A 23,582-nucleotide genomic window follows, 5' to 3' on the forward strand; every position below is an offset into this window, starting at 1 on the left:
GTTACGGCCTTTGACCAGGTGAGCGGACCGATTGTGAACCTCCCCATGCGCGCTTCGTAGACTGTCCCCCCGTGCTGACCATGCAGGACGCGCTGCTCGCGCTGACCAGGTACTGGACCGAACGGGGCTGCGTCGTCGTGCAGCCCTACAACACCGAGGTCGGGGCGGGGACGCTCAACCCCGCCACCGTGCTGCGCGTGCTCGGTCCCGAGCCGTGGCGGGTGTCCTACGTGGAGCCCAGCGTGCGGCCCGACGACGCCCGCTACGGCGAGAACCCCAACCGGCTCCAGACCCACACCCAGTTCCAGGTGATCCTCAAGCCCGACCCCGGCAACCCCCAGGAGCTGTACCTGGGCAGCCTCGCCGCGCTCGGCATCGACGTGCGCGCCCACGACGTGCGGTTCGTCGAGGACAACTGGGCCTCGCCCGCGCTCGGCGCGTGGGGCCTGGGCTGGGAGGTGTGGCTGGACGGCCTGGAGATCACCCAGTTCACGTACTTCCAGCAGGCGGGCGGCATGTCGCTCGACCCGGTGTCGGTGGAGATCACCTACGGCATCGAGCGGATCATGATGGCGCTGCAGGGCGTGTCCCACTTCAAGGACATCGCCTACGCGCCCGGCATCTCCTACGGCGAGGCGTTCGGCCAGGCCGAGTACGAGATGAGCCGCTACTACCTGGACGACGCGGACGTCGAGGCGAACAAGCGGCTGTTCGAGGAGTACGCCTCCGAGGCCAGGCGGATGCTGGACGCCCGCCTGCCCGTGCCCGCGCACAACTACGTGCTCAAGTGCTCGCACGCGTTCAACGTGCTCGACGCGCGCGGCGCGATCAGCACCACGGAGCGGGCGCGCGCGTTCGCCAGGATGCGCGGGCTGGCCCGCGAGGTGTCGCAGCTGTGGGCGGCCCGCCGCGAGGAGCAGGGGCACCCGCTGGGCCTGGTCGAGGCGCTGCCCGCCGCGCCCAAGCCGACCTCCTTCGCCGACGTCGACGGCGCGCGCACGCTGCTGTTCGAGATCGGCGCCGAGGAGCTGCCGCCGCACGAGGTGACCCGCACCACGCAGGCCGTGCGCGAGGCGGTCGCCGCCAAGCTCGCCGCGACCAGGCTCGCCGTCGGCGAGGTCGCCGCGCACGGCACGCCCCGGCGCGTGGTCGTCGTGGTGCCGGACGTGCAGCCGCGCGAGCCCGACGCCGAGCGCACCGCGCGCGGCCCTCGCGTCTCGGCCGCGTTCGACGCCGACGGCAACCCCACCAAGGCCGCGCAGGGCTTCGCGCGCGGGCAGGGCGTCGACGTGTCCGAGCTGGGCCGCGTGGTCGAGAACGGCGTCGAGCACGTCGCGCTGACCAGGACCGTCGCCGGTCGCGGCGCGGTCGAGGTGCTCAGCGGGGTGCTCGGCGAGGTCGTGACCGAGCTGCGCGCCGAGAAGAACATGAAGTGGAGCGACCCGAAGCTGTCGTTCACCCGCCCCGTGCGCTGGCTGCTCGCCCTGCTCGGCGACACCCCGGTGCCGGTGGTGGCGTCCGCGCTGGCCTCCGGGACCACCACGCGGGTGCACCGCACCGCCGACCAGCCGGTGGTGGAGGTCTCCTCCGCCGACGGCTACCGGGAGTTCCTGGCGGGCCACGGCGTGGTGCTGTCCGCCGACGAGCGGCGCGCCGAGATCGTCCGCAGGGCGCAGGAGCTGGCCGCGTCGGTCGGCGGCTCGGTGGACCTGGACGGCGTGCTGGACGAGGTCACCAACCTGGTCGAGCAGCCGACCCCGATCCTCGGGTCGTTCAACGCCGACTACCTGGAGCTGCCCGCGCAGATCCTCACCACGGTGATGCGCAAGCACCAGCGGTACCTGCCGGTGCGCGCCGCCGGAGGCGAGGGCGCGGCAGGCTCGCTGCTGCCGCACTTCGTCGCCGTCGCCAACGGCGAGGTCGACGAGGACCTGGTGCGCGCGGGCAACGAGGCCGTGCTGCGGGCCCGCTACGAGGACGCCGCGTTCTTCTGGCGCGCCGACCTGCGCACGCCGCTGGAGACGATGAAGGGCGGGCTGGACAAGCTCACCTTCGCCGACAAGCTCGGCTCCATGTCCGACCGCAGCGCCCGCATCGCCGCGCTCGCCGAACGGCTCGCCGAGGTCGTCGGCGCGGGCGACGAGACGCTGCGCCGGGCAGGCGAGCTGGCCAAGTTCGACCTCGGCTCGCAGATGGTCATCGAGCTGTCCAGCCTCGCGGGCACCATGGCCCGCGAGTACGCGGTCCGCGCGGGCGAGACCCCCGAGGTGGCGCAGGCGCTGTACGAGATGGAGCTGCCCCGCTCCGCCGGTGACGCGATGCCCGCGTCCACGGCGGGCGCGCTGCTCTCCCTCGGCGACCGGTTCGACCTGCTCGCGGGCCTGTTCGCCACCGGGGCCAACCCGACCGGCAGCTCCGACCCGTTCGGCCTGCGCCGGGCCGCGCTCGGCGCGGTGAGCGTGCTGCGGCACTTCCCCGAGCTGCGCGCCATCACCCTGTCCGCGGCGCTGGAGCTGGCCGCGGCCGGCCTGCCCGAGGGCGTCGCGCTGTCCGCCGAGGCCCTCGAAGGCGCGCGGGAGTTCGCGGTCCGCCGGTACGAGCAGCAGCTGCTCGACGCCGGGCACGACCACCGCCACGTCAACGCCGTGCTCGTGCTGGCCGACGCGCCCGCCGTCGCGGACGAGACCCTGGCCGAGCTGACCGCGCTGGTCGGCGACGAGGCGTTCACCGCGCTCGTGGCCGCGCTGCAGCGGGTCCGCCGGATCGTGCCCGCGGGCACCTCGGGCGGCTACGACCCGAGCGCCCTGCGCGAGCCCGCCGAGCTGGCGCTGCACGAGGCGCTCGGCTCGGTCAAGCCGGACGGCGAGGGCCTCGCGGCGTTCGTCGCCGCCGCCACGCCGCTCACCGGGCCGGTCAACCGGTTCTTCGACGACGTGCTGGTGATGGCCGAGGAGCCCGAGCTGCGGGCCGCCCGCCTCGGCCTGCTGGCGACCATCCGGGACCTGGCCGCGCCCGTGCTGGCCTGGCAGGAGCTGCCGTCCTGAGCGGACTCCGGTCCTGAACGACGAGCGGCCCCCCGCGCTGCGCAGCAGCGCGAGACCGGTAGCCGTTGCACCGCGGCCCTTGCTGCGGCTCAGCGGGTTTGCTCTTCTCCGGCCGGCGGCCCCGCACTCCTGGAGTGCGGGGCCGCCGGCCGTCAGGGGGAGCGCGAAGGCTAGATCAGCCCGCCGCCCCTGGTCACCGCGCCGTACGCGTCGACGATGCCGTGGCCGTAGAAGCCGTTGAACTTCGCGTCGCCCACGCAGGTCGCGTCGAACTCGGCCGAGCGGCCGACGTTCACGTACGACACCGTCCTGGGCACCGGGCACGGCCGCTTGGTCGCGGTCCCGGTCAGCACGGTCTTCACCTTGTCCGGCGCCATGGTCAGCGTGCCGGGGTGCTTCTTGTCGTTCTTGCCGTACTGGCTGACCACCAGCGCGGCCACGCCGGACGCGTGCGGGGCGGCCATCGAGGTGCCCTGCAGGAACTGGTAGTACGCGCAGGTCCCGGTCGAGCAGTCCTTCCTCACGCCCGCCGACTCGCCCGCCGGGGTGAGGTTGCCGTCCGCGTCGATCGCGCCGTCGGCCAGGGCCACGTTGCGCGGGTAGGTCGACAGGACCAGGTTCTCGTTCGTGCGGTACCAGTCGGTGCCCAGGCCGTCGCGGAAGTACCCGCCGGGCGCGGACAGCTCGGTCTGCTCGGTGCCGTAGTTCGAGAAGTCGGCCTTCGTCAGCGACGGGCCGAGCGCCGACACCGAGATGACGTGGTCGCCCTCGGTCGGCAGGTTCAGGCAGCTGGAGTCCACCGGGCGCGGCCGGGCGTGGCCGGGCGGGTAGTTCGGGCTCACCACGTCCGTCCTCGGGCTGCCGAGGTCCTCGTGGTTGTTGCCGCCCGCGCCGATCAGCGTGACGCCCTTGCCGTGCGCGTAGTTCAGGGCGCGCTGCACCGCGGTGATGGTGGTGCGCTGCTCCAGCTGCTCCTCGGCGGTGGCCGTGGGGTCGTTGCCGCAGTTCATGTACCACGGGTCGACGTAGAAGGACATGTTCACCACGTCCAGGCCCGCGTCCGCGCTGTAGGTGAGCGCGTCGACGACCGGCTGCAGGAAGAACGTGCCCGAGTCCTGGCCCGCCCGCACGTTCACCAGGGTGACGTTCGGGGCGACGCCGGAGACGCCGGAGCCGTTGGCCGCCGCGCCGATGGTGCCCGCGACGTGCGTGCCGTGGCCGCCGTCGTCGTGGTCCGCCGGGTCGACGCAGCCCCGGAACTCGCACGGGCCGTCGAACTCGCCGCCGTCCGCGTCGTAGGGCAGGTCGACGGTGAAGTTGCGGGACAGGTCGCGGTCGAAGTTCGGCGCGATGTCCGGGTGGTTGCCGTCGACGCCGGTGTCGATCACGCCGACCTTGACCCGCTTGTCGCCGGGCTGCTTGGCGCGGGCGATGTCGGAGCGCACCGCGCGCAGGCCCCACAGGTCGCTGTCCAGCGGGTCGAGGCCCGCCTGCGCGGCAGCGGCCTTGCGCGACGCGGAGGGGGCCTTCGCCGCGCCCAGCGCGGTGTTCTCCTTCTCCACGTCGGACCACTCGCGGTTGCCCACCGAACCGGGCGTGCGGCCGATCGGCTTGGCCGTGGCCGCGCCCAGCACCGACGGCGAGGCGGAGACGCGCCCGGCGAAACCGGACTCCGGCGCCCGCACGACCAGCATCCCGACCGCGCTGTTCTCGCGGACCAGGTGGCCGCCCGCAGCGCGCACCGCCGCGACCGCGGCGTCCCGGCTGGCCCCATCCTCGACCAGCACGGTGTACTCGGTGGTGGCCTGCTCGGCGGCGGCGGGCGTCGTCGCGGCGGCGACGAGTGCGGCGGCTCCCACCAGCACCAGGGCGGGGTGGGCGATTCTGCGTGATCTCACCTGAGCTGTCTCCTCACACCCGTTCGACGTCGGGTCGGGCGTCACCCTGACACAGAAAGCGATCGTGGTCAGGGTCCGTTCGTCGGACACCGAAGCGTAGTGGGGTATGCACCCTGAGTGATGTGCCCACGGCGGGTAACAATTCCCCGACCTGCGGCGATGTCGCGTGGAAGGTCATGGACGGCCTCGGCGGGGCAGCGCTGGACCGGTCGGCCGCACCCCGCTGCCCGGCCCGCGCCCCTGGTCGGGGAAGGTGGCTTCGGAATCCCGCCCACCCGTGCGGGTGAACGCACGAGGGGTTGGCTTGATGCGAAGGCTCGGGAGGGCGCTCTGCGCCGGGCTGCCCGCGCTGCTGCTCGCGGCCTGCGGCGGCGCCGCCGGACCGCCGGAGCGCCCCACCAGGCCGCTCGTCGGCGTGATCCTGCCCGACACCGAGTCCTCCGCCCGCTGGGAGGAGCAGGACCGGCCGCAGCTCCAGCGCGCCCTGGAGGCCGAGGGGCTCGAACCGGTCGTCGAGAACGCCCGCAACGACGAGTTCCGGTTCGCCAGCATCGCCGACGACCTGATCGCCAGGGGCGTGGCGGTCCTGCTGATCACCCCGCTGACCCCCGAGGGCGGGGCCACCGTCGAGCACAAGGCGCGCAAGGCAGGCATCCCCGTCATCGACTACGACCGGTTCAGCGTCGGCGGGGCCGCCGACTACCTCGTGTCCTTCGACAACGAGGCCGTCGGCGAGCTCCAGGCGCGCGGGCTCGTGGACTGCATGGGGGACCGGCGGGGCGCGCGGGTGATCGAGCTGCAGGGCGCGCCGCAGGACAACAACGCCATGCAGTTCGCCGACGGGCAGCGCCGCGTCCTCGGCCCCCGCTACGAGCGCGGCGACTACCGGCTCGTGGCCAGCACGAGCGCCGACCGCTGGGACCCGCTGCTCGGGCGGGCCCGGTTCGAGCAGGCGCTCAACGACAGCGGCGGGCGCGTCGACGGGGTCCTCGCGGCCAACGACCGGCTCGCCGCCGCCGCCATCCAGGTGCTGCGCGCCAGGGGGCTGGCCGGGAAGGTGCCGGTGACCGGGCAGGACGCCACGGTGGACGGGCTGCGCGCGGTGCTGCGCGGCGAGCAGTGCCTGACGGTGCACAAGTCCATCCGGGACGAGGCGGAGGCGGCGGCCCGGCTCGCCTCGGCGCTGGCGGACGGGGACGTGGCGCGCGCGGACGCGCTGGCGAGCGCGACCACCGAGGACCCGACGAACGGGCGCCGGGTGAGGGCGGTGCTGCTGGGGGCGGTCCCGGTGCACCGGGACGGCGTGCGGGTGCTGGTGGCGTCGGGGGTGGTGCGCGCCGAGGAGCTGTGCGTGCCGGACCTGGAGCGGACCTGCGCCGAGCTGGGCATCGCGCCGAGGTGACGCGGGCCCGACCGCGCGGACCCGACCGCGCCGGGCCCGCCTTCGAGGTGACGGCCCGCGCGGCGGTCACACCTCGTCGTGCCTGCCCGAGATGAACTCCTGCACCCGGATCTTCGCCTGGATCAACGGCCGCCGGATGCGGTTCTCCCTGCGCTCGGCGCGGCGCAGCTTCCGCGAGTTGTCCGGGTAGTGCCAGCGCGCCCACGGCGACCTCGGCCGCGCCAGGCGCAGCGCCCCGATCTGCGGCAGCAGCGGGATCAGCAGCCCGAGCAGCCCCGTCCACACCTTGCCCTTGAGCAGCGCCACGATCGCGAACCCCAGGTTCCCCAGCAGCAGCGCCACCCGCACCGGCACGCTCTCGCCGAGCACGTCGTCGTAGCCGAGCGGCCGGGCGCCCAGCAGCAGCAGGCCGGTCATGCCGATCGCCAGGAACACCGCGTCGACCGACAGCCGCCCGTCCTTGGACCAGTACACGTCGCGCAGGTGCAGGATCAGCGCGAACTCGTCCAGCACCAGCGCGGCCCCGACGCCGAGCAGCGCGGCGGCGGCCAGCCGCAGGCCCACCGCGTCGTCCGGCACGGCGATCCCGGTGACCCCGCCCACCATCATGAACACCGCGCCGAACACCACGTGGTGGATGTGCGTGCCGCCGGGCGTGAAGTTGCCCGGCCACCACCGCACGCCCGCCCGGATCAGCCGGACGCTGATCCGGATGAACACGAAGGTGACCACCAGGCCGAGGAAGAAGAACATCAGCCTGGCCTGGCCGTGGTGCAGCGCGCCGAGCACCCCGCCTCACCGCCCCCCGAAGTCGTCGGAACCGGAACCCCGCTCGGGGAGCGCGCCGCCGGGTCACGCCCGGTGGTCGCGCGCGGGCGACGACCGGAGACGACCTTCACCCGGTCAGCCGAACGCGGCACTGGTGACGATCTTCCCCCGAGCACCGGCGACCCGCCCGCGCGACCCGCCGACCGGCGTGCGCGCGCCACCGCCGCTCCCGGCCCGACGCATCCCACCTGCGGTGGAGCCGGATCTTCCCCCTCGCGTCCCGGCGCGGTCCACGCGGGGTCCCCCGGCGTGACCGCCGCTCACCCTGCGCGACCGGTTGACCGGTGTCGACGCACTTTTGGCCGCGAACACCCCCTGTGACCGCCGCCACGTCCAAGGTAGCACCGCAGAAGACCCGTTCCATCGCTCGACTCACGGGGCGCAGTCGTGGTTGACTATCTGCGGTCGTACCTTTCTGTGTTCGTGTTCTCCACGCTCGCGGAACGGAAGTTGCGGGCGCCTGTCTTTCCTCTGCGGTACCGGTGGAGAAGTCGTCGCCCTGACTGACCCGGTGGTCGCAAGCGCGATCCGGCACCTGTTAGAGGAGAAGTAGCAAGATGGCAGTTCAGGGCACCGTCAAGTGGTTCAACGCGGAGAAGGGCTTCGGCTTCATCTCCCCCGACAACGGTGGCGCCGACGTGTTCGTGCACTACTCGGAGATCCAGGTCAACGGCTACCGCACGCTGGAGGAGAACCAGCGCGTGGAGTTCGAGATCGGTCAGGGCCAGAAGGGCCCGCAGGCTCAGGCCGTCCGCCCGGTCTGAACCGCGGTTCGCGGTAACTGATCTTCCGTGCGCGGGCCGCACCCCGGGTGGGGTGCGGCCCGTTCGCACGTCGTGGTCCCGAAGGTCCTGGTCCCGAAGGTCCTGGTCCCAGAGGTCGTGCCCGGAGCGGGCCCGCTAGGACGGCTCGTCGCCGTAGAGCCGCTTCCCGACCAGGCTCGGCCCGTCGAACTCGAAGAACGCCGTGGTCCTCGCCCGGCAGGCCCGCCCCGTCCCCGGCTCGGTGCCCGCCACCTCCAGCTCCACGATCGCCGCGTCGTCCGCGTGGTGCACCCGCACGACCTCGCTGCGCAGGTCCGGCCACGCCCGCAGCGACCTGCTGTAGTAGGCCGACACCTCGGCCCTTCCCTCGTACACCTCGCCGGTCGCCGCGATCTCGTAGCGCGTCCGGTCGAACGCCGCGATCGTGGTGACGAAGTCGCGCTCGTTCTCCGCTTCCAGGTGTTCCAGCACGATGGCCTCGCGCAGCGCCCTGAGCGCCATGGACCCGGTCATCCGCCAGTCCTCCTCACGCGTCGCGTCGGGGGTCGAGACAACACTGGCGGTGACCGCCAGTCAAGACACCTCACCCGGACAGTCGGAGCGGTGCAGCCCGAACGTCACCCGAGGGTGATCACTCGCAGGTGGCCTTCAGGTCGCACCAGTCACCGTGGTCGCTGTCGACGCCGTTGCCCGCGTCGGTCACCACCAGCCGCACGGTCCGCGCCCCGGTCACGTCCGCGACCAGCTCGACCGCGTCGTCCCGCGTGGTCAGCGCCCCGCTGTCGGCGACCTTCCGCTCATCCGCCCACACCTGGAACACCACCGACCCGGCCGCGGGCTTCTCGTCGTCCACGCCCACGAACGCCGACACGGACGTGCAGCGGCCACCGGTGAAGTACTCGACCGAGCTGGGCGCGTGCACCCCGAGGCCCTTCTCGAACACCCTCCCGTTGACCGTGAGCGGCCCGCCGTCCCCGGCCTCGGCCTCGCCGTTGCTGGTGTCGACCTCGACCGGCCCGAACCCGTTGCTCGCCCGCAGCCACGGCGCGTCGCTCAGGTACGAGGTGCCGGACGGCAGGCGGTGCGGCACCACCACCTCCAGGTCCGCGCTCACCCGCCGCCCCCACCCGTACAGGTAGGCGAACAGCGCCGTCAGCCGGTACCGGCCCGGTTCGAGCCCGGCGGGCGGCAGCACCTCCCAGGTGGTGTCCAGCCGGTCCCCGCCCGCGAGCACCGACCGGGCCCGCTGCCCCCTCGGCCGCACCCGCCACCCGGCGGGGGCCTCCAGGTCCACCCGCGCGCCGAGCACCGGCAGCCAGCCGTTGTCGCCCAGCGAGGTGGTCACCAGCGACGGGGCGTCCGGGTCGACCAGCGGCAGCGCGCCGGGCCGGGACAGCACCGGCTCCACCCCCGCGTCCACGGCGGGCGGCAGCAGCAGCCACGCCGGTTCGGGCGTCACCCGGTAGACGACCGCGCCGTGCGGCGGCACCCACGCCGTGACGTCGCCCGCCGAGTGCGCGTCGGTCCGCGCCCACACGTCCCGCAGCCGGTACCCGGTCGACCGGGGGAGCCCGGCCTCGGCGGCGCTGGTCGAGATCCGCGCGGGCACGTCGTTCTCGTTGAACAGCGCCACCGCGCGCCCGCCGTCCTGCAGCCGCTTCACCAGCACGTGCAGCCCGTCCTCGGAGCGCACCACCCGCGCCTGCTCGCCGAGCGGGTCCTGGTCGAGCGCGATCACCTCGCGGTTGGTCAGGATCTCCACCGCCTCGGGCGCCACCGACCGCAGGTCCACGCCGATCAGCAGGGGAGCGGCCATCATCGCCCACAGGCTGAAGTGCGTGCGGCACTCCTCCCAGGTCAGGCCGCCGTTGCCGACCTCCAGCATGTCCGGGTCGTTCCACCGGTTCGGCCCGGCGTGCTCGGCCAGCGCCATGTTCGCCTTGGCGATCTCCAGCACCGAGTCCCAGCTGTCCCGGATGTCCGGGGTGGTGCGCCACAGCTGCCCGACCTCGAACGCCCACTCCCACGGCCGGTTCTCGCCCCACTCGCACACGCTCAGCACGATCGGGCGGCCGGTGGCGGCGATCGCGTCGCGCATGGCCCGGTAGCGCAGCCTCGCGTCGACGCCCTGGTTGTGGCAGTTGTCGTACTTCAGGTAGTCCACGCCCCAGGAGGCGAACAGCGCGGCGTCCTGCCGCTCGTGCCCGAGCGCGCCGGGGAACCCGCGCTCGCTGCACGTCCTGGTGCCCGCGCTGGTGTAGATGCCGAACTTCAGGCCCTTGGAGTGCACGTAGTCCACGAGCGGCTTCATGCCCTCGGGGAACCGGACCGGGTCGGGCACCAGGTCGCCGTCCGCGTCGCGCTGCGGCAGCGCCCAGCAGTCGTCGATGTTGACGTACTCGTAGCCCGCGTCCTTGAGGCCGAGGCTGAGGAAGAGGTCGGCGATGCCCCGGATCATCGAGTCGGTGAACTCGGGCCCGCACTGGGTGGAGTTCCAGTTGTTGAAGCCCATCGGGGGAGTCGGCGCCAGCGCGGGCGGCCTGATCTCCTGCGGCGCACCGGTTTCCGCCGCGCCGCTGCCCGCCGCGCCGCTGCCCGCCGCGCTGTCGTCCGCTGAGCTGCCGCCTGCCGTCCCGCCGCTCACCGCGCCGTCGCCCGTCGTGCCGTCCTGGTCGACCGGGGCGTCCCCGGCCGCGTTCGTCGACTCGTCCACTCAGCTCTCCCCGCCGGTCGTCGGAACGCCGCTCGCCGTGGCGAGGGCGGTGCTGGGAACGGCGGGCCATCTTCGCTGACGCACGCGCACTCCTCGGGGGTCCGGGTCCGGCGGCGGCTCACCCGATCACACGGGCGGGCGGGGTCGCCCGTCAAGCGTGCAGACGGGTGCCCCCGCCCGGACCGGCGGCGCGCTCGGCCGCTAGGGCCGCATCTCGTACGCCCCCGACAGCCCCTCGACCCGCTGCCACACCCGGTCGAACCGCTCGCCGTCCACGACCGGCTTCACCACCTGCGCCAGCGCCCACGCCTGCTGCTCCGGCGTCGACGCGGACTTCCCGTGCAGCGCCACCGCGCCCGCCGCGAAGTCCCGCACCAGCACGTCGAAGACCTGGTCGACCAGGTCCCGGTCCACCCCGGTCAGCGCGGCCTGCTCCAGCACCAGCTGCCCGTACACCACCAGCGTGAACAGGTGGCCGAGGCTGAGCAGGAGGTCCAGGTCGCCGCGCTGCCCGTCCAGCACCCGCAGCTCCCGCAGCGCGCGGGCCCGCTCGTGGAAGCGCGCCACGTTCGGCACGTCCGAGGCGGCCCGGTACGGCTCCTCCCAGTCGGCGAACCGGATCGCGCCCAGCCCGCGCGCCGGGCCCTGCTCCCAGAAGAACGCGTCGTCCGCCGGGTCGTGCCTGGTCGGCACCGGCGGGTAGTCGTCGGCGGGGGAGAACAGGTAGTTCGGCAGGAACTTCAGCACCAGCGCCAGGTTGACGTGGACGGTGCCCTCCAGCTTCGGCAGCGCGCGGATGTCGCGGGCGGCCATGGAGAAGTACGTGTCCTTCTCGAACCCCTTGGCGGCGATCACGTCCCACAGCAGGTCGACCACCCGCTCGCCCTCGGTGGTGACCTTCATCTTGGTGATGGGGTTGAACAGCAGGTAGCGGCGGTCGTCCGGGGAGGCGGAGCGGAAGTAGTCCACGGCGCGGTCGGAGAACAGCTTCATCGCGGCCAGGCGCGCGTAGGCGTCCACGAAGTTCTGCCGCACGTGCGGGAAGGCGGTGACCGGCTTGCCGTACAGGACGCGGTTGTGCGCGTGGGTGATCGCCTCGTGGAACGCGTGCTCGCAGATGCCGATCGAGGCGGTGCACAGGTTGAACTTGCCGACGTTGACCGTGTTCAGCGCGGCGCTGAACGCCTCCTGCCCGGTGTGCAGCAGGTCGTCGGCGGTCACCGGGTAGTCGCGCAGCTCGAACTCGCTGACGAACATCTGCGAGTCCACCACGTTCTTGACCAGGTGGAACGCCGGGTGCTGCGAGTCGGCCGCGAAGAACGCGTACGCGTCCGGGCCCTCCAGGTCGGCGCGCCGCCCGAACACCGAGACCATGCCCGCGACGTTGCCGTTGCCGATGTAGTACTTGCTCCCCGACGCGCGGAACCCGCCGTCGCCGTCCGGGGTGAGCACCAGGTCGGTGGAGTAGACGTCCGCGCCGTGCTCCTTCTCGGACAGGCCGAACGCGAACACCGCGCCGTCGTCGAGCAGCTCGGCGGCGCGCTTGCGGGCGACGGCGTTGCCGCTCATCCAGATCGGGCCGAGGCCGAGCACGGTGACCTGCCAGGCGTACCAGTACTGGAGGCCGTAGAAGCCGAGGACCTCGCTCAGCGCGGCGTTGCGGGCGGTGTCCCAGCGCTTGTCCGGGTTGCCGTCCGCCTCGCAGGCGGGGGTGCAGAACGTGGCGAACAGCTTCTCGCGGGCGGCGAACTCCAGGAACTCCGAGTACCAGACCTTGGCCTGGTCGTCGGCGATCAGCCTGCGCTTGCCGCGCTGTTCGAACCAGTCGACGACCGCGCGCAGCAGGCGTCGGCTCTCGTCGTCCAGGTGGGCGGCGTCGTAGCGGTGGGGGTCGAGCAGCACCGGGGCTCCCTTCGTCGGGACCCGCACGTTACCAGTGGGTAACTTGGGGCGCTCGCGGCTCACCCCCGTCGGGGGAGGCGCCGGTACAGCTCGCGCAGCACCGGCCGCACCGGACGCCCGTCCACGAGCAGCTCGCCCAGCTCGTCCAGCACCGCGTCGACCCGCTGCCCGCTCACGTCCGCGCCGGTCAGCTCCCCCTGCCCGGCCGAGGCGGCGCGCGCGGGCGGCCGAACCCAGAACGAGTCCAGCGCCGCAGCCAGCGGAGGCGCGGAGCGCTCGTCGTCACCGGGGGCGCGCGAGGCCCGCAACCGGTCGAGCAGCTCGTCCCGCTCCCGACCGCGCCAGGCGAGCAGCGTGAACGGGTCGTCGTCCAGCGCGGACGCCAGCACCTGGCAGGCGGCGGCGAGGTGCTCGCACGGCACCTCCCAGGCGGGGCAGGAGCAGTCCATACCCAGCTCCCGCGAACTGCGCGGCAGCAGCGACAACCCCAGCTCCCCGAACACCTCCTCGACCCCGGAGGGCAGCGTCCCGGCGAGCAGCTTGGCCACGAACACCGCCCGCCCGGCCAACGCCTCCTCCACCGCCGCCCACTCCCCGTCGTCGAACCGCCGAACCGCGACCCGAGCCCGGAACGGCCCCTGCCCGTCCCGCTCCCCGGCGACGAGCGCGACCACGAGACTGGAGGAGACGGAGAAGCTCATCACCCGCCCACCCCGAACCAGCACCCGCCCGCGCTTGACGGCGTCCGCCATCCCGAACGACCCCAGCACGTCGAGGAACCGCTGCGACCAGGGGAGGTCGGGGGTGGCGGGGGAGGGGGTGCCCTGCTTGGCGCTCGTGGTCCTGCCGGGGGCGGCGCTGCCCTGGTTGGCGCTGCCCCGACCACCGTCGCTGATGGCGCCAGCGGCTGCCTCGGCCCGCGCTGCTTCCACCCGCCCGGCCGCAGCCCGTGCCGCTTCCGCCTCAGCCTCCTCCCTGGCCACCCGAGCCGGTCGCCACTTGTCGCCCCCGCCCCACCCGGAGCCGCCACCGCCTCGGCTACTCATCGAAGACCTCCCCGGTCAGCGACAGCAGCTCGCGCAGCTGCCCGGTCGACAGCTCGGTGATCCAGTCCTCGCCCGTGCCGACCACCATCCGCGCCAGCCCGCGCTTCTGCTCCACCATCCGGTCGATCCGCTCCTCCACCGTCCCCGCGCACACGAACTTCCGCACCTGCACGTGCCTGCGCTGCCCGATCCGGAACGCCCGGTCCGTCGCCTGGTCCTCCACCGCCGGGTTCCACCACCGGTCCAGGTGGATCACGTGGTTGGCCGCGGTCAGGTTCAGCCCCGTGCCACCGGCCTTCAGCGACAGCAGGAACACCGACGGCCCGCCCTCGCCCTGGAACCGCTCGACCATCGCGTCCCGCGCGCGCTTGGGCGTGCCCCCGTGCAGGAACAGCACGTCCGTGTCGAACCGCGCCGACAGGTGCGGCGCCAGCAGCGACCCGAACTCGGTGAACTGGGTGAAGCACAGCGCCTTGTCCCCGTCGGCGAGCACCTCCTCCAGCACCTCCTCCAACCGGTTGACCTTCCCGGACCGCCCGGCCACCCGCGAGCCGTCGCCGAGCAGCTGGGCCGGGTGGTTGCACACCTGCTTCAGCTTGGACAGCGACGCCAGCACCAGCCCGCGCCGCTCCTGCCCCTCCGACCCGTCGACCTTGGCGAGCATGTCGTCCAGCACCGCCTGGTACAGCGACGCCTGCTCGGGCGTGAGCGGGCAGAGCTGCTTGACCTCGATCTTGTCGGGCAGGTCGGAGATGACCCTGGGATCGGTCTTGAGCCTGCGCAGCACGAACGGCGCCGTGACCCGCCGCAGCCGCACCGCCGCGTCCTCGTCCCCGTGCCGCTCCACCGGCACGGCGAAGCGCGCCCGGAAGGTGCTCACCGTGCCGAGCACGCCGGGGTTGGCGAAGTCCATGACGGACCACAGCTCGGCCAGCCGGTTCTCCACGGGCGTGCCGGTCAGCGCGACCCGGTGCCGCGCGTCCAGCGACCGCACGGCCCGGAACTGGCGGGTGGAGCTGTTCTTCACGTTCTGCGCCTCGTCCAGCACCACCCGGTCCCACCGCACGCCGCGCAGCGCCTCGACGTCCCGCACCACCACGGCGTACGTGGTGAGCACCAGGTCGCACCCCTCACCGATCCCGCTCACGTCCCGCTCGGGCCCGTGGTGCACCCGAACCCGAAGACCGGGCGTGAACCGCGCGGCCTCCCGCTGCCAGTTCCCGAGCACCGAGAGCGGGCAGACCAGCAACGTGGGCGCCCGCGACCCGCCGTCCCCCTGACGGCACAGGGCTTCGAGGGCGAGCAGCTGCACGGTCTTGCCGAGCCCCATGTCATCGGCCAGGCACGCCCCGAGCCCCAACGAGTCCAGGAACGCCAACCACGCCAACCCCCGCGCCTGGTAGGGCCGGAGCACGGCGGTCAACCCCTCGGGCGCGGCGACCTCCTCCAGCACCCGATCCCCGCCCCCGGCGAGCAACGCCCCCAGCGCCCCGTCCCCGCGCACGGCGGTGACGGGCAGGGGCAGCGCCCCGAACCAGCCGTGGGGGAGGCCGTCGGGATCGCTGCCACCACTGCCGTTGCCGTTGCTCTCACGGGGATTCGCGCCATCGAGGTTCGCAGCGCTGGTCATGGTCTTGTCACCGGCGTTCTCGTCATCGGTGTTCTCGTCACCGGTGTTCTCGTCATGGGTGTTCCTGCCGGCCGGCCGGGTCAGCGCGCCCGCGTGGGCGAGCGCCTGCCCCACCGTCATCCGCCCGCCACCACCGCGCCGCAGGAACGCGAGCCCGGCGGTGAGTCCACGCTGGTCGACCTGCACCCACTGCCCGCGCAACCGCACCAGCGGCACCTTCGCCTCGGCCAGCGCCCGCAGCTCGGGTTCGGCCAGCTCCTCGTCCCCGAGCGCCAACGACCACCGGTAGTCCAGCAGCACCTTCAACCCGAGCGAGCTCTCCTTGGGCACCGCCCCGGCGGCCCCACCCCGCCCAGCCCCGCCCAGCCCCGCCGCACCCTGCCCAGCCGCACCCTGCCCAGCCGCACCCCACCCGGTCCCGTCCCCACCACCGGACACCGACAGGGCCAGCCCGACCCGTCGGGGTTCGCGCCACCACGAGGGCACCAGCACCCCGAACCCGGCCTGCGACAGCTCGTTCGCGCGCACCAGGAAGTCGTGCGCGCCCGCCACGTCCAGCACCAGCCGCGCGGGCCGCTGCTCGCCCAGCGCCCGGTCGAGCGCCGGGTAGAGCCGACTGGCCCGCCCGAGGTCGGCGAGCAGCACGTCCTCCGGCCGGGTGGCGAACCGGCGCAGGACGTTGTTCCCCCGCGACCACAACTGCTCGGCGGGCACCACGACGCTCGGCTCGTCGACGGCCTGCACCAGGAACTCCAGCTCCCACCGCCCACCCCCGTCCCCGCCCGGACCGGGCCCCGCGCTGACGTCCTCGTCGGCGACGCTCTGATCGGGCGCGGTCAACCGGAAGCAGGTCCGCAGCAGCGGACGTCGCAGCGCACTGCCCTGCCAGTGCTCGACCCGCTCCCGAAGCCTGGCCACGGCCCCGCTGGCCGCGCCCAGCACCGGGTTGCCGACCAGCGCCCGCAACCAGATCCCCGTGGCGCCGGGCTCGTCGAGGTCGACCCCGGAGAAGTCCCCGTCCCGAACCCGCCGGTCCACTGCCCGGTCGAGCGCGGCCCTGGTGAGCCGATCCGGCTCAACGGACTCCTGAGCCGCCCGGAACGAGGGAGGCATCCCCGCCCGCAACGCGGCGAACCGCACCGCGTCCACCCCGGACAACACCGCCCGCCACCGCGCCGCCCCACCGTCCACACCGGGCACCACGCGCCCCCTGGCCACCAGGTCGTCGGCGAACGCGAGGACCTCCAGGTAGAACCGAGCCGAAGCCCCAAGCCTGCCGTCCACGATCCGCTCGGGCAGCCCCTCCACCCGCACCGCCGGAACCAACCAGGAGTGCAACCGAGGTGTCCCACGCACCGCAGCCGCGGCCCCGGAAGCCCCCACCAGCTCCGGGGAAGCGATCGGCCCGGTCCCAGCGGTGGGCAACTGCACCACCAACCGCAACGGCACAGAATCCCCGCCACCACGGCCGCCGCCACCACGACCACCGCCGCCACGGCCACCACGCAGAACCCGAACCAGCCCACCGTCCCCAACCGCGAACGGATGCCGAACGGCCCGCCCAGGAAGCCGCCGCCCAACCCGAGGCGGCAACCCGGAGTCCTCACCCCAAGCCGCTACCCACCCGTCCTCGCTCCCCACGGCGTGTACGACCAGCACGACCCGACCCTATGCGTGCCACCCGACACCCCCGACGGCAACCAGCACAGCCAGCAGCCAGCGACCGGTGACCAGCGACCCGCGACCGGTGACCGATGACCGATGACCGGTGACCGGTGACCAGCGACCGGTGACCGGCCACAGACCGCAGGCAGCCAGCGGCCACCGACCGGACAACTCCCGATCGAACAGCCACCAACCTGATCGACCACTGGCCTTCCAACACCTGCCCGCCAGGGCACCCGCCAAAGCCCGCCCACCCAGGGGTGGCCGCCCCGCCCGCCGACTCCGCCCGCCCGGTGCGCCGCCGAATCCGCCCGCTGGCCGGGTCCGCCGAATCCGCCCGCCGGCCTCGCCGCCTAGTTCGCCCGCCGCCTCCGCCCGCCGAGTTCGGCGGACCCGGCGGGGCCGACGCCACCGGTGCGTTCGCGTTCGGTGGCGCCGGTCCCGTCCGGGCCTTGGCCTGCCCTCGGTGGGCGGTGGTCGTCCGGCGTTGGAGGTGCGCGAGGTCAGCGGTATCAGTGGTACTGGTGGGACTTGCTGCGGTCGGACAGGAACGTCACGCCCGCGCCCGCCAGGCCCACCTGGAGCGCCAGTTCGATCCAGTCGACGCCCGCCGTGTCGGCGACGCCCAGGACGGTCGCGCCGACGGTGCCCAGCAGGGCCGCGCCGATGCCGACCAGCACGGTCGTCAGCAGTGACATCCGCTGCTTGCCCGGCACCACCAGCCTGCCCAGACCGCCCACGACGACGCCGATCAGCAACGCCGAGACGATCCCGGTGATCTCCATGACGCACCCCTCCCCGCAACGCCCCGAACCCGGCGTTCCGCGACGCCGTGCTCACCACCGAGCATCGTCGGACCGGGTCGTCCCCGGATCAGGCTTGCCCCTGAACCACCCCCTGATCCGCACCCTGAGAGACCCCGGACCCGGCCGCCACCCAGGCATCACCACCAGCCCCGGCAGCGCCATCACCGGCATCACCGCAACCGGCAGCAGCCCCAACCCCGGCCCCGGCACCACCACGACCACCGGCATCAGCGGCAGCGCCGGCGCCAGCGCCCACCCCGGCCCCAGCCCCGACCACACCCCCAGCAGCCCCAGCCCTCACCGGCGGCGGCACCCCCGCCGTTGCCGGCTCCCCGGCCCCCAGCACCCCCGCGCCCGCGGGTGACAGCACCCGCCCCGGCACGTCCGGATCGCAGCCCACCCGCGCCAGCCGCGCCCGGATCGACCACGCCGACCGCCCCATCCCGCGCGCCACCACCCGCACCAGCTCGCCCGCCGTCGTGCCCGGCTCCGCCTCCAGCCACGCCGCGCGCAGCTCCCCGTCCAGCTCCCCGCTCCACGGCTGGTTCGCGTTCGCCGGACGCTCCCGACCACTCGGCCCCCGCGCCCCCAGCCGCCCCAACGCCCCCAGCACCTGCCCGAGCAGCCTGCCCACGGCCGCCCCCGCGTCGGCGGGCAGCCGCAGCGCCCCCTCCGCCACCAAGGCCCCCGAGGTGTCCACCCCGGTCAGCTCCACCACCAGGTCCGGGTCGGCCGAGGCCACCACCCGGTAGCTCGTCGTGCCCAGCAGAACAGTGCTCTCGTACGTCGCTGTCGTCATGTCGACGACGCTAGGGGCGACCCCCGACAAAAACCGGCCCGGTCACGGGCAGAGCGGGCAGAAGTCACCCGGTCGAGCGACGCCGGTCAGCGCCCCGCGCACGTGCTCGGCCACCGCCCGCGCCAGCGGCGGCGGCACCGCGTTGCCGATCTGCCGCGCCACCCCGCCCTTCGTCCCGCACCACCGGAACCCGTCCGGGAACCCCTGCAGCCGCGCCGCCTCCAGGTGCGTGATCGGCCGGTCCACCCGGTGCCCGTCCTCGCCCGGCTCCCACTGCGGGTGCAGGTACTGCCCCTTCTCGGGCTTGTAGAACTCGGTCCGGATGGTCAGCGACGGCTCGTCCCACCGCATCCGCCCCATCACGTCCGTCGTCCCGGTCTTCTTCTCCCGCCAGCACCTCGGCAGCAGCTCGTCCGGCAGGTCGAACCGCCCGCCACCCGGCGGCACGTGCCGGTACCGCAGCAGCGACAGCGGCGTCGGGTTCCGCCCGACGTGCAGGTCCGTGCTCGTGAACCGCCCCGGCACCGACCGCCCGAAGAACTCCGCCGACGCCCTGGGCAGCGCGGTCGACGCGGGCACCTCCGGCAACCCGGTCAGCACGTCCCGCACCGCGTGCCACGACTCGCGCGCGTGCGTGGGCGCGGGCAGCTCCACCTTCCCCACCCGCGACCCGATCACGATCGCCCGCCGCCTCCGCTGGGGCACCCCGAAGTCGGCCGCCAGCAGCACCCCCGCCGACAGCTCGTACCCCTCGGTCTCGGCCTGGAGCAGCGCGAACTCGGTCGACGCCAGGAACCGCCCCACGTTCTCGATCACGAACACCGACGGCCGCGCCGCCCGCACCACCCGCAGGTACTCCCGCCACAGCGAGTTCCGGGGGTCGTCCACGTCCCGCGAGCCCAGCGTCGAGAACCCCTGGCACGGCGGCCCGCCCACCACGACGTCCACCCGCGGCACCGCCGAGTCCGGCACCGCCGCGATGTCGGCCCACCGCACGTGGTCCTCGCCGAAGTTCGCCGCGTACGTCGACGCCGCGTGCAGGTCGTGCTCCACCGCCATGACCGGCTCGAACCCCGCCGAGGTGAAACCGGAGGTCATGCCGCCGCACCCGGCGAACAGGTCGATCATGGACAGCACACCGGTCAGGCTAGCCGACCGCGCCGCCCCAGAACCGCCTCCCGCACCCGCTCCGCCGCGACCGCCGGGTCCTCGTGCTCCCACACCCGCACCGCCGCCCACCCGGCCTCGGCCAGCACCAGGTCCGTGTTCGCGTCCCGCGCCCGGTTCGCCTCGATCTTGGCCCGCCAGAACTCGCCGTTCCGCTTCGGCCAGGTGCCGTGCTCGGGGCAGCCGTGCCAGAAGCACCCGTCCACGAACACCGCCACGCGCGTCGGCCCGAACACCACGTCCGCCTCGCGCCGCACGCCCCTCACCGGCCGCCGGTGCACCCGGTACCGCAGGCCCAACCGGTGCAGCTCCCGGCGCAGCGCCACCTCGATCCCGGTGTCGCGCGAGCGCTGCCTGCTCATCCTGGCGCGGACGTCGTCCGTGGTCTCCAGTTCCGGCACCCGACCATGCTCCCGCACCGACGAGGCGCACGTCACGGGGAGGGGAACGTCACCGCGCGCGTCACCGCCCGGCGTCCAGGTCCGCGCGGGCCGCCGCGTCCCACCCGGCGTCCCACCCGGCCGCGCTGCGCACCACCGCGGTCCTGGACACGGTCCGCGCGAACAGCCGCCCGAACAGCTGGTCCACCTCCTTGCGCCGCTGCGCCAGCACCGGCAGCAACCGGTCGTCCGACACCTCGTTCACCACCCGCAGCCGCTCCCCGACCCGCTGCGCGTACGCCAGCAGGAACGACTTGCGGAACCCCAGCGACCGCTCCTCCGACGCCTTCCCGGCCCGCTCGCCCGCCGCGACCATCGCGCGCGTGGCCTGCACCAGCAGCGACCGCGACAGCAGTTCCACGATCTCCAGGTCAACCTCGGCGCCCACCAGCGCCACGAACCCCAGGTCGGCGTGCACGACCGCGCGCGCCCGGTTCGCCTCGGCGACCACGTGCACCACCTGGGCCTTGCCGTCGAAGTACTTCCGGTCCAGCCACAACCGCCGCGACCCGGCCGACGGCTCCTCGTCCGGCATCCGCTCCAGCGCGTGCCGCGTCACCAGCTCCTGCGCCTTCGCCGACAGCGCCTCCGCCTCCTCGGGGAACGCGGTCGACTCGGCCTTGGCCAGCAGCCCGCGCACCCGCTTGAGCACGCGCGCGTCCACGCCCCGGTGCTCCAGCCCGGCCAGCGGCGACCCCGGCGGCGGCGCGATCGGGGGCAGCGGCGGAAGTCCGATCAGGCTCGCGAGCACGCCGACCGCCACCTCCACGGCGTCGTCGCGCAGCTCTATGTGCCTGGTGGCCCACTGGTCCAGGTGCGGCAGCTCCGGGTCCCACCAGACCCGCGCGCCCAGCTCCGCCAGCTGCTCCCGCCACAGCGCGGGCAGCCCGCCCAGCCGCTCGGACTCGGCGGCCAGCACGTCCACCAGGTACGCCACCGCCCGCGCGTCCCCGGCCCTGCCCACGACCTCGCGCACGTCGCCCGGCGTCCAGCCGCGCTCCCACAGCGGGTCCAGGGCGTCCCGCAGCGCGGCGCGCACGGCGCCGTCCACCTCGGCCGGTGACAGGGGTGAGGTGCGCGGCAGGCGCGCCCTCCGGTTGGTGGCGGCCCGCCACACCGCCTCGCGCAGTGACTCCACGAGCGGCCATTGTCCCCGTTCGGGTGCGGTGTCGCGCCGGCCGGTGCGGGGTGGCGCGCCCCGTGCCAGCCTCAGCCTGTGAGCCGCGACACGCTGACCACGTCGCGGCGCCCGGCCCTGGTGGTGAGCCGTCCACAGGGGACACCCCTGACCCCGGCGCAGCGCAGGGTGGTGCGCCGCTGCCGGGACCTGCCCGGCCTGGCCGACCCGCTGGAGGCCGAGCTGACGCTGAGCAGCGCGGTGGCGGACTGCGCGGTCGACGACGAGTTCTGGGCCGGCCTGGTCGAGCACGCCGTCGCCCGTTCGGGGCCGTGCTCCGACGCTCTCCTGGGGGTGCTGGCCGCCGCGGTCACCGGGCGGCCGGGGCAGTGGGCCAGGAGCGCGGTGCGCCCGGCGGGCCCGCCGCTCAGGGTCGGCGGTTCGTGGACGTGCGACCGCACCATCGACGCCGGTTACCTCGCGGTGCTCTGCGCCTACCGGTTCGGCGACCGGGAGCACGCCCTCGTGTTCCTGATAGACGAATTGGCGGGCAGCGTCGTGCGAAAGGCGTTCGTCACCCGGCAAGTGGCCAGGACCTTGGCCGAACTGGGCGGGCAGGGACCGCTGACGCCGCTGGGCTCGGAAGCCGCGCACTGGTTGCTGGCGAAAGCCTACGAACGGCTCGACCGACACGCTGACCTGCGGGTCGACCCCGATGTCGGCCTGACCAGGCTGATGGTGAGGAGACGGATAGCGCTGGCCTTCGGCTGAACGCAGAAATGGGGCCTTCGATTTCTCGAAGACCCCATTTCTGGAGTGCGCCGCCAGGGACTCGAACCCCGAACCCGCTGATTAAGAGTCAGCTGCTCTGCCAGTTGAGCTAGCGGCGCTCAGACGGTCTTGCTTTCTTGCTTTGTTCTTGCTCCGTCCGACATGGAGAACATTAGCACAGCATCTGCCGCAGTTCCCAATCGCCTGGTCAGGCCGGGTTTGCGGCTCCGGACGGCGCGGTCGGGTGCCGGTAACGATCCAGCATCTCCGGCAACGAGGGCAACCCCTATGACGTCCCCTATGCAGGGGACGCTGAACAGGGCGGACGTAGCTACGTTCGGTGTTCGGAATAGCACGGAAACGGACGGGGCAGGGGATGGGCAAGTCGCGCAAGCGGGGGGCGCTGGGAATCGCTGTGCTCGGGGTCGTCGCGACCCTGCTCACAGCGTGTTCGAGCGGTGCGGGCGATTCGGCGGGCAACGGGAGCGACACGACGCCGGTGGCGGCGCAGTCCTCCGAACCCGCCAAGCCGGTGTCGCTCAGCCTCGGACCCGCCAACCAGACGGCGGACGTCGCACCGGGACTCCCGGTCGTGGCGACCGCCACCGACGGCAGGATCACCGAGGCCGTGCTGACCAACGCGGAGGGCAAGACCGTCGCCGGTCAGCTCTCGGCCGACGGCGCGCAGTGGGTCAACACCGAGGCGCTCGGCTACCAGAAGCAGTACACGCTCTCGGTCACCGGCCAGGGCTCGGACGGCAAGCCGGTCACGCAGACCTCCAGCTTCACCACCGTGAAGCCGAGGACGCAGACCTTCCTGTCGGTGAACCCGATGGACGGCACCACCGTCGGCATCGGCCAGCCGCTGGCGTTCTACTTCGACGAGCCGATCGCGGACAAGGCCGCCGCCGAGGCGATGATCTCCATCACCACGGAGCCCAAGGTCGACGGCGCGTTCTACTGGTTCAAGGACGACGAGGTGCACTGGCGCCCGCAGAACTACTGGGCGGCGGGCACCAAGGTCACCATCGACGCCAAGGTCTACGGCAAGCACCTGGGCAACGGGGTGTACGGCGAGAAGGACCGCCGCATCCAGACGACCATCGGCGACGCGGTGGTCCACGAGGCGGACGGCCAGACCCACCAGGTCGTCACCAAGATCAACGGTCAGGTCGCGCGCACCATGCCCACCTCCATGGGCAACGCGGCCAACACCACCCCGGTCGGCACCTACGTGCTGACCGAGAAGCACGACCACATGGTCATGGACTCGCGCACGTACGGCCTCGCGCTGGACGCGGGCGGCTACGTCACCCCGGTCGACTGGGCGACGCGCATGTCCAACAGCGGCATCTTCTTCCACAGCGCCCCGTGGTCGATCGGCGACCAGGGCGTGCGCAACGTCAGCCACGGCTGCCTGAACCTGTCGCCCGAGAACGCGAAGTGGGTCTTCGACCTGTCGAAGCCCGGCGACATCGTGATCGTCACCAACTCCGGCGGCCCGCGCCTGGAGTCGTGGGACGGCTTCGGCGACTGGCAGGTGCCGTGGGAGGAGTGGGTGAAGGGCGGCAAGAGGTAGCCCTTCGCCCC

The 23,582-nt window shown here is 73.5% G+C and carries 17 protein-coding genes and 1 tRNA gene; 5 read left to right on the forward strand and 13 right to left on the reverse strand.

All coding sequences use genetic code 11. From position 1 onward, the window contains the following. The first annotated feature begins 80 nt into the window (after window positions 1-80). Window positions 81-3,044, forward strand: a complete 2,964-nt coding sequence (locus tag AMIR_RS05210) for a glycine--tRNA ligase (RefSeq protein ID WP_012783656.1) — start codon at window positions 81-83, stop codon at window positions 3,042-3,044. A 170-nt stretch (window positions 3,045-3,214) separates the two neighbouring features. On the opposite strand, the gene AMIR_RS05215 is transcribed toward AMIR_RS05210, so the two are convergent. Then, complete coding sequence (locus tag AMIR_RS05215; RefSeq protein ID WP_012783657.1) at window positions 3,215-4,942, reverse strand: S8 family serine peptidase; 1,728 nt, start codon at window positions 4,940-4,942, stop codon at window positions 3,215-3,217. A 307-nt stretch (window positions 4,943-5,249) separates the two neighbouring features. On the opposite strand from AMIR_RS05215, the gene AMIR_RS05220 reads away from it, so the two are divergent. Beyond that, a complete protein-coding gene (locus AMIR_RS05220) occupies window positions 5,250-6,344 on the forward strand; it encodes a sugar ABC transporter substrate-binding protein (protein ID WP_012783658.1) in 1,095 nt (364 codons plus the stop codon). Window positions 6,345-6,410: 66 nt separating this feature from the next. Here the strand turns inward: AMIR_RS05220 and AMIR_RS05225 are convergent, their stop codons facing one another. Continuing rightward, the gene (locus AMIR_RS05225; protein ID WP_012783659.1) at window positions 6,411-7,133 is read right to left on the reverse strand and encodes a hypothetical protein; all 723 of its coding nucleotides are present in this window, start codon (window positions 7,131-7,133) and stop codon (window positions 6,411-6,413) included. A gap of 596 nt (window positions 7,134-7,729) precedes the next feature. Here AMIR_RS05225 and AMIR_RS05230 point away from each other — a divergent pair. Then, window positions 7,730-7,936, forward strand: coding sequence for a cold-shock protein (locus AMIR_RS05230; RefSeq protein WP_012783660.1), 207 nt, complete (start codon window positions 7,730-7,732; stop codon window positions 7,934-7,936). A 135-nt stretch (window positions 7,937-8,071) separates the two neighbouring features. Here AMIR_RS05230 and AMIR_RS05235 read toward each other — a convergent pair whose 3' ends face one another. The 10 genes from AMIR_RS05235 to AMIR_RS05280 all read right to left on the reverse strand — a co-directional run bounded on the left by AMIR_RS05235 (window position 8,072) and on the right by AMIR_RS05280 (window position 21,242). Next, window positions 8,072-8,449, reverse strand: coding sequence for a nuclear transport factor 2 family protein (locus AMIR_RS05235; protein ID WP_012783661.1), 378 nt, complete (start codon window positions 8,447-8,449; stop codon window positions 8,072-8,074). Window positions 8,450-8,567: 118 nt separating this feature from the next. Next, window positions 8,568-10,649, reverse strand: coding sequence for an NPCBM/NEW2 domain-containing protein (locus AMIR_RS05240; protein ID WP_012783662.1), 2,082 nt, complete (start codon window positions 10,647-10,649; stop codon window positions 8,568-8,570). Between the two features lie 201 nt (window positions 10,650-10,850). Beyond that, window positions 10,851-12,551, reverse strand: coding sequence for an acyl-CoA dehydrogenase family protein (locus AMIR_RS05245; protein WP_187313486.1), 1,701 nt, complete (start codon window positions 12,549-12,551; stop codon window positions 10,851-10,853). Between the two features lie 59 nt (window positions 12,552-12,610). After that, window positions 12,611-13,597, reverse strand: a complete 987-nt coding sequence (locus AMIR_RS05250; RefSeq protein WP_012783664.1) for an SWIM zinc finger family protein — start codon at window positions 13,595-13,597, stop codon at window positions 12,611-12,613. Beyond that, entirely contained in the window at window positions 13,590-16,565 is a 2,976-nt protein-coding gene (locus AMIR_RS05255; RefSeq protein ID WP_143760642.1) for a DEAD/DEAH box helicase, read from the reverse strand. Before AMIR_RS05255 ends, AMIR_RS05250 begins: the two co-directional genes overlap by 8 nt. 839 nt (window positions 16,566-17,404) lie before the next feature. Then, window positions 17,405-17,677, reverse strand: a complete 273-nt coding sequence (locus AMIR_RS05260) for a membrane protein (protein ID WP_012783666.1) — start codon at window positions 17,675-17,677, stop codon at window positions 17,405-17,407. 88 nt (window positions 17,678-17,765) lie between these two features. After that, window positions 17,766-18,497: a hypothetical protein gene (locus AMIR_RS35320; RefSeq protein WP_012783667.1), complete on the reverse strand. Its 732-nt coding sequence runs from the start codon at window positions 18,495-18,497 to the stop codon at window positions 17,766-17,768. 42 nt (window positions 18,498-18,539) lie between these two features. Further along, complete coding sequence (locus AMIR_RS05270) at window positions 18,540-19,625, reverse strand: DNA cytosine methyltransferase (RefSeq protein WP_012783668.1); 1,086 nt, start codon at window positions 19,623-19,625, stop codon at window positions 18,540-18,542. A gap of 14 nt (window positions 19,626-19,639) precedes the next feature. After that, window positions 19,640-20,026, reverse strand: a complete 387-nt coding sequence (locus AMIR_RS05275) for a very short patch repair endonuclease (protein ID WP_041837393.1) — start codon at window positions 20,024-20,026, stop codon at window positions 19,640-19,642. A gap of 100 nt (window positions 20,027-20,126) precedes the next feature. Then, window positions 20,127-21,242, reverse strand: coding sequence for a DUF2786 domain-containing protein (locus AMIR_RS05280; protein ID WP_012783670.1), 1,116 nt, complete (start codon window positions 21,240-21,242; stop codon window positions 20,127-20,129). A gap of 78 nt (window positions 21,243-21,320) precedes the next feature. Here AMIR_RS05280 and AMIR_RS05285 point away from each other — a divergent pair, with 78 nt between their 5' ends. Continuing rightward, window positions 21,321-21,992 carry a hypothetical protein gene (locus AMIR_RS05285; RefSeq protein ID WP_012783671.1) on the forward strand — a complete coding sequence of 224 codons (672 nt, stop codon included), beginning with the start codon at window positions 21,321-21,323 and terminating at the stop codon, window positions 21,990-21,992. Window positions 21,993-22,038: 46 nt separating this feature from the next. Here the strand turns inward: AMIR_RS05285 and AMIR_RS05290 are convergent. Continuing rightward, window positions 22,039-22,111, reverse strand: a tRNA-Lys gene (locus tag AMIR_RS05290). 257 nt (window positions 22,112-22,368) lie between these two features. Here AMIR_RS05290 and AMIR_RS05295 point away from each other — a divergent pair. Then, window positions 22,369-23,571 (forward strand): L,D-transpeptidase, encoded by a 1,203-nt coding sequence (locus AMIR_RS05295; protein WP_012783672.1) that lies wholly within the window; start codon window positions 22,369-22,371, stop codon window positions 23,569-23,571. Window positions 23,572-23,582 lie beyond the last annotated feature (11 nt).

Origin of the sequence: Actinosynnema mirum DSM 43827 (assembly GCF_000023245.1) — a bacterium.
Classification (GTDB): Bacteria; Actinomycetota; Actinomycetes; order Mycobacteriales; family Pseudonocardiaceae; genus Actinosynnema; species Actinosynnema mirum.

Bases quoted from the DNA above. Each gene is read 5' to 3' on its own strand.
- AMIR_RS35320 (WP_012783667.1), bottom strand. From the start codon at position 18,497: ATGACGACAGCGACGTACGAGAGCACTGTTCTGCTGGGCACGACGAGC.
- AMIR_RS05250 (WP_012783664.1), bottom strand. From the start codon at position 13,597: ATGAGTAGCCGAGGCGGTGGCGGCTCCGGGTGGGGCGGGGGCGACAAG.
- AMIR_RS05230 (WP_012783660.1), top strand. From the start codon at position 7,730: ATGGCAGTTCAGGGCACCGTCAAGTGGTTCAACGCGGAGAAGGGCTTC.
- AMIR_RS05275 (WP_041837393.1), bottom strand. From the start codon at position 20,026: ATGAGCAGGCAGCGCTCGCGCGACACCGGGATCGAGGTGGCGCTGCGC.
- AMIR_RS05260 (WP_012783666.1), bottom strand. From the start codon at position 17,677: ATGGAGATCACCGGGATCGTCTCGGCGTTGCTGATCGGCGTCGTCGTG.
- AMIR_RS05295 (WP_012783672.1), top strand. From the start codon at position 22,369: ATGGGCAAGTCGCGCAAGCGGGGGGCGCTGGGAATCGCTGTGCTCGGG.
- AMIR_RS05210 (WP_012783656.1), top strand. From the start codon at position 81: ATGCAGGACGCGCTGCTCGCGCTGACCAGGTACTGGACCGAACGGGGC.
- AMIR_RS05270 (WP_012783668.1), bottom strand. From the start codon at position 19,625: ATGATCGACCTGTTCGCCGGGTGCGGCGGCATGACCTCCGGTTTCACC.
- AMIR_RS05235 (WP_012783661.1), bottom strand. From the start codon at position 8,449: ATGACCGGGTCCATGGCGCTCAGGGCGCTGCGCGAGGCCATCGTGCTG.
- AMIR_RS05220 (WP_012783658.1), top strand. From the start codon at position 5,250: ATGCGAAGGCTCGGGAGGGCGCTCTGCGCCGGGCTGCCCGCGCTGCTG.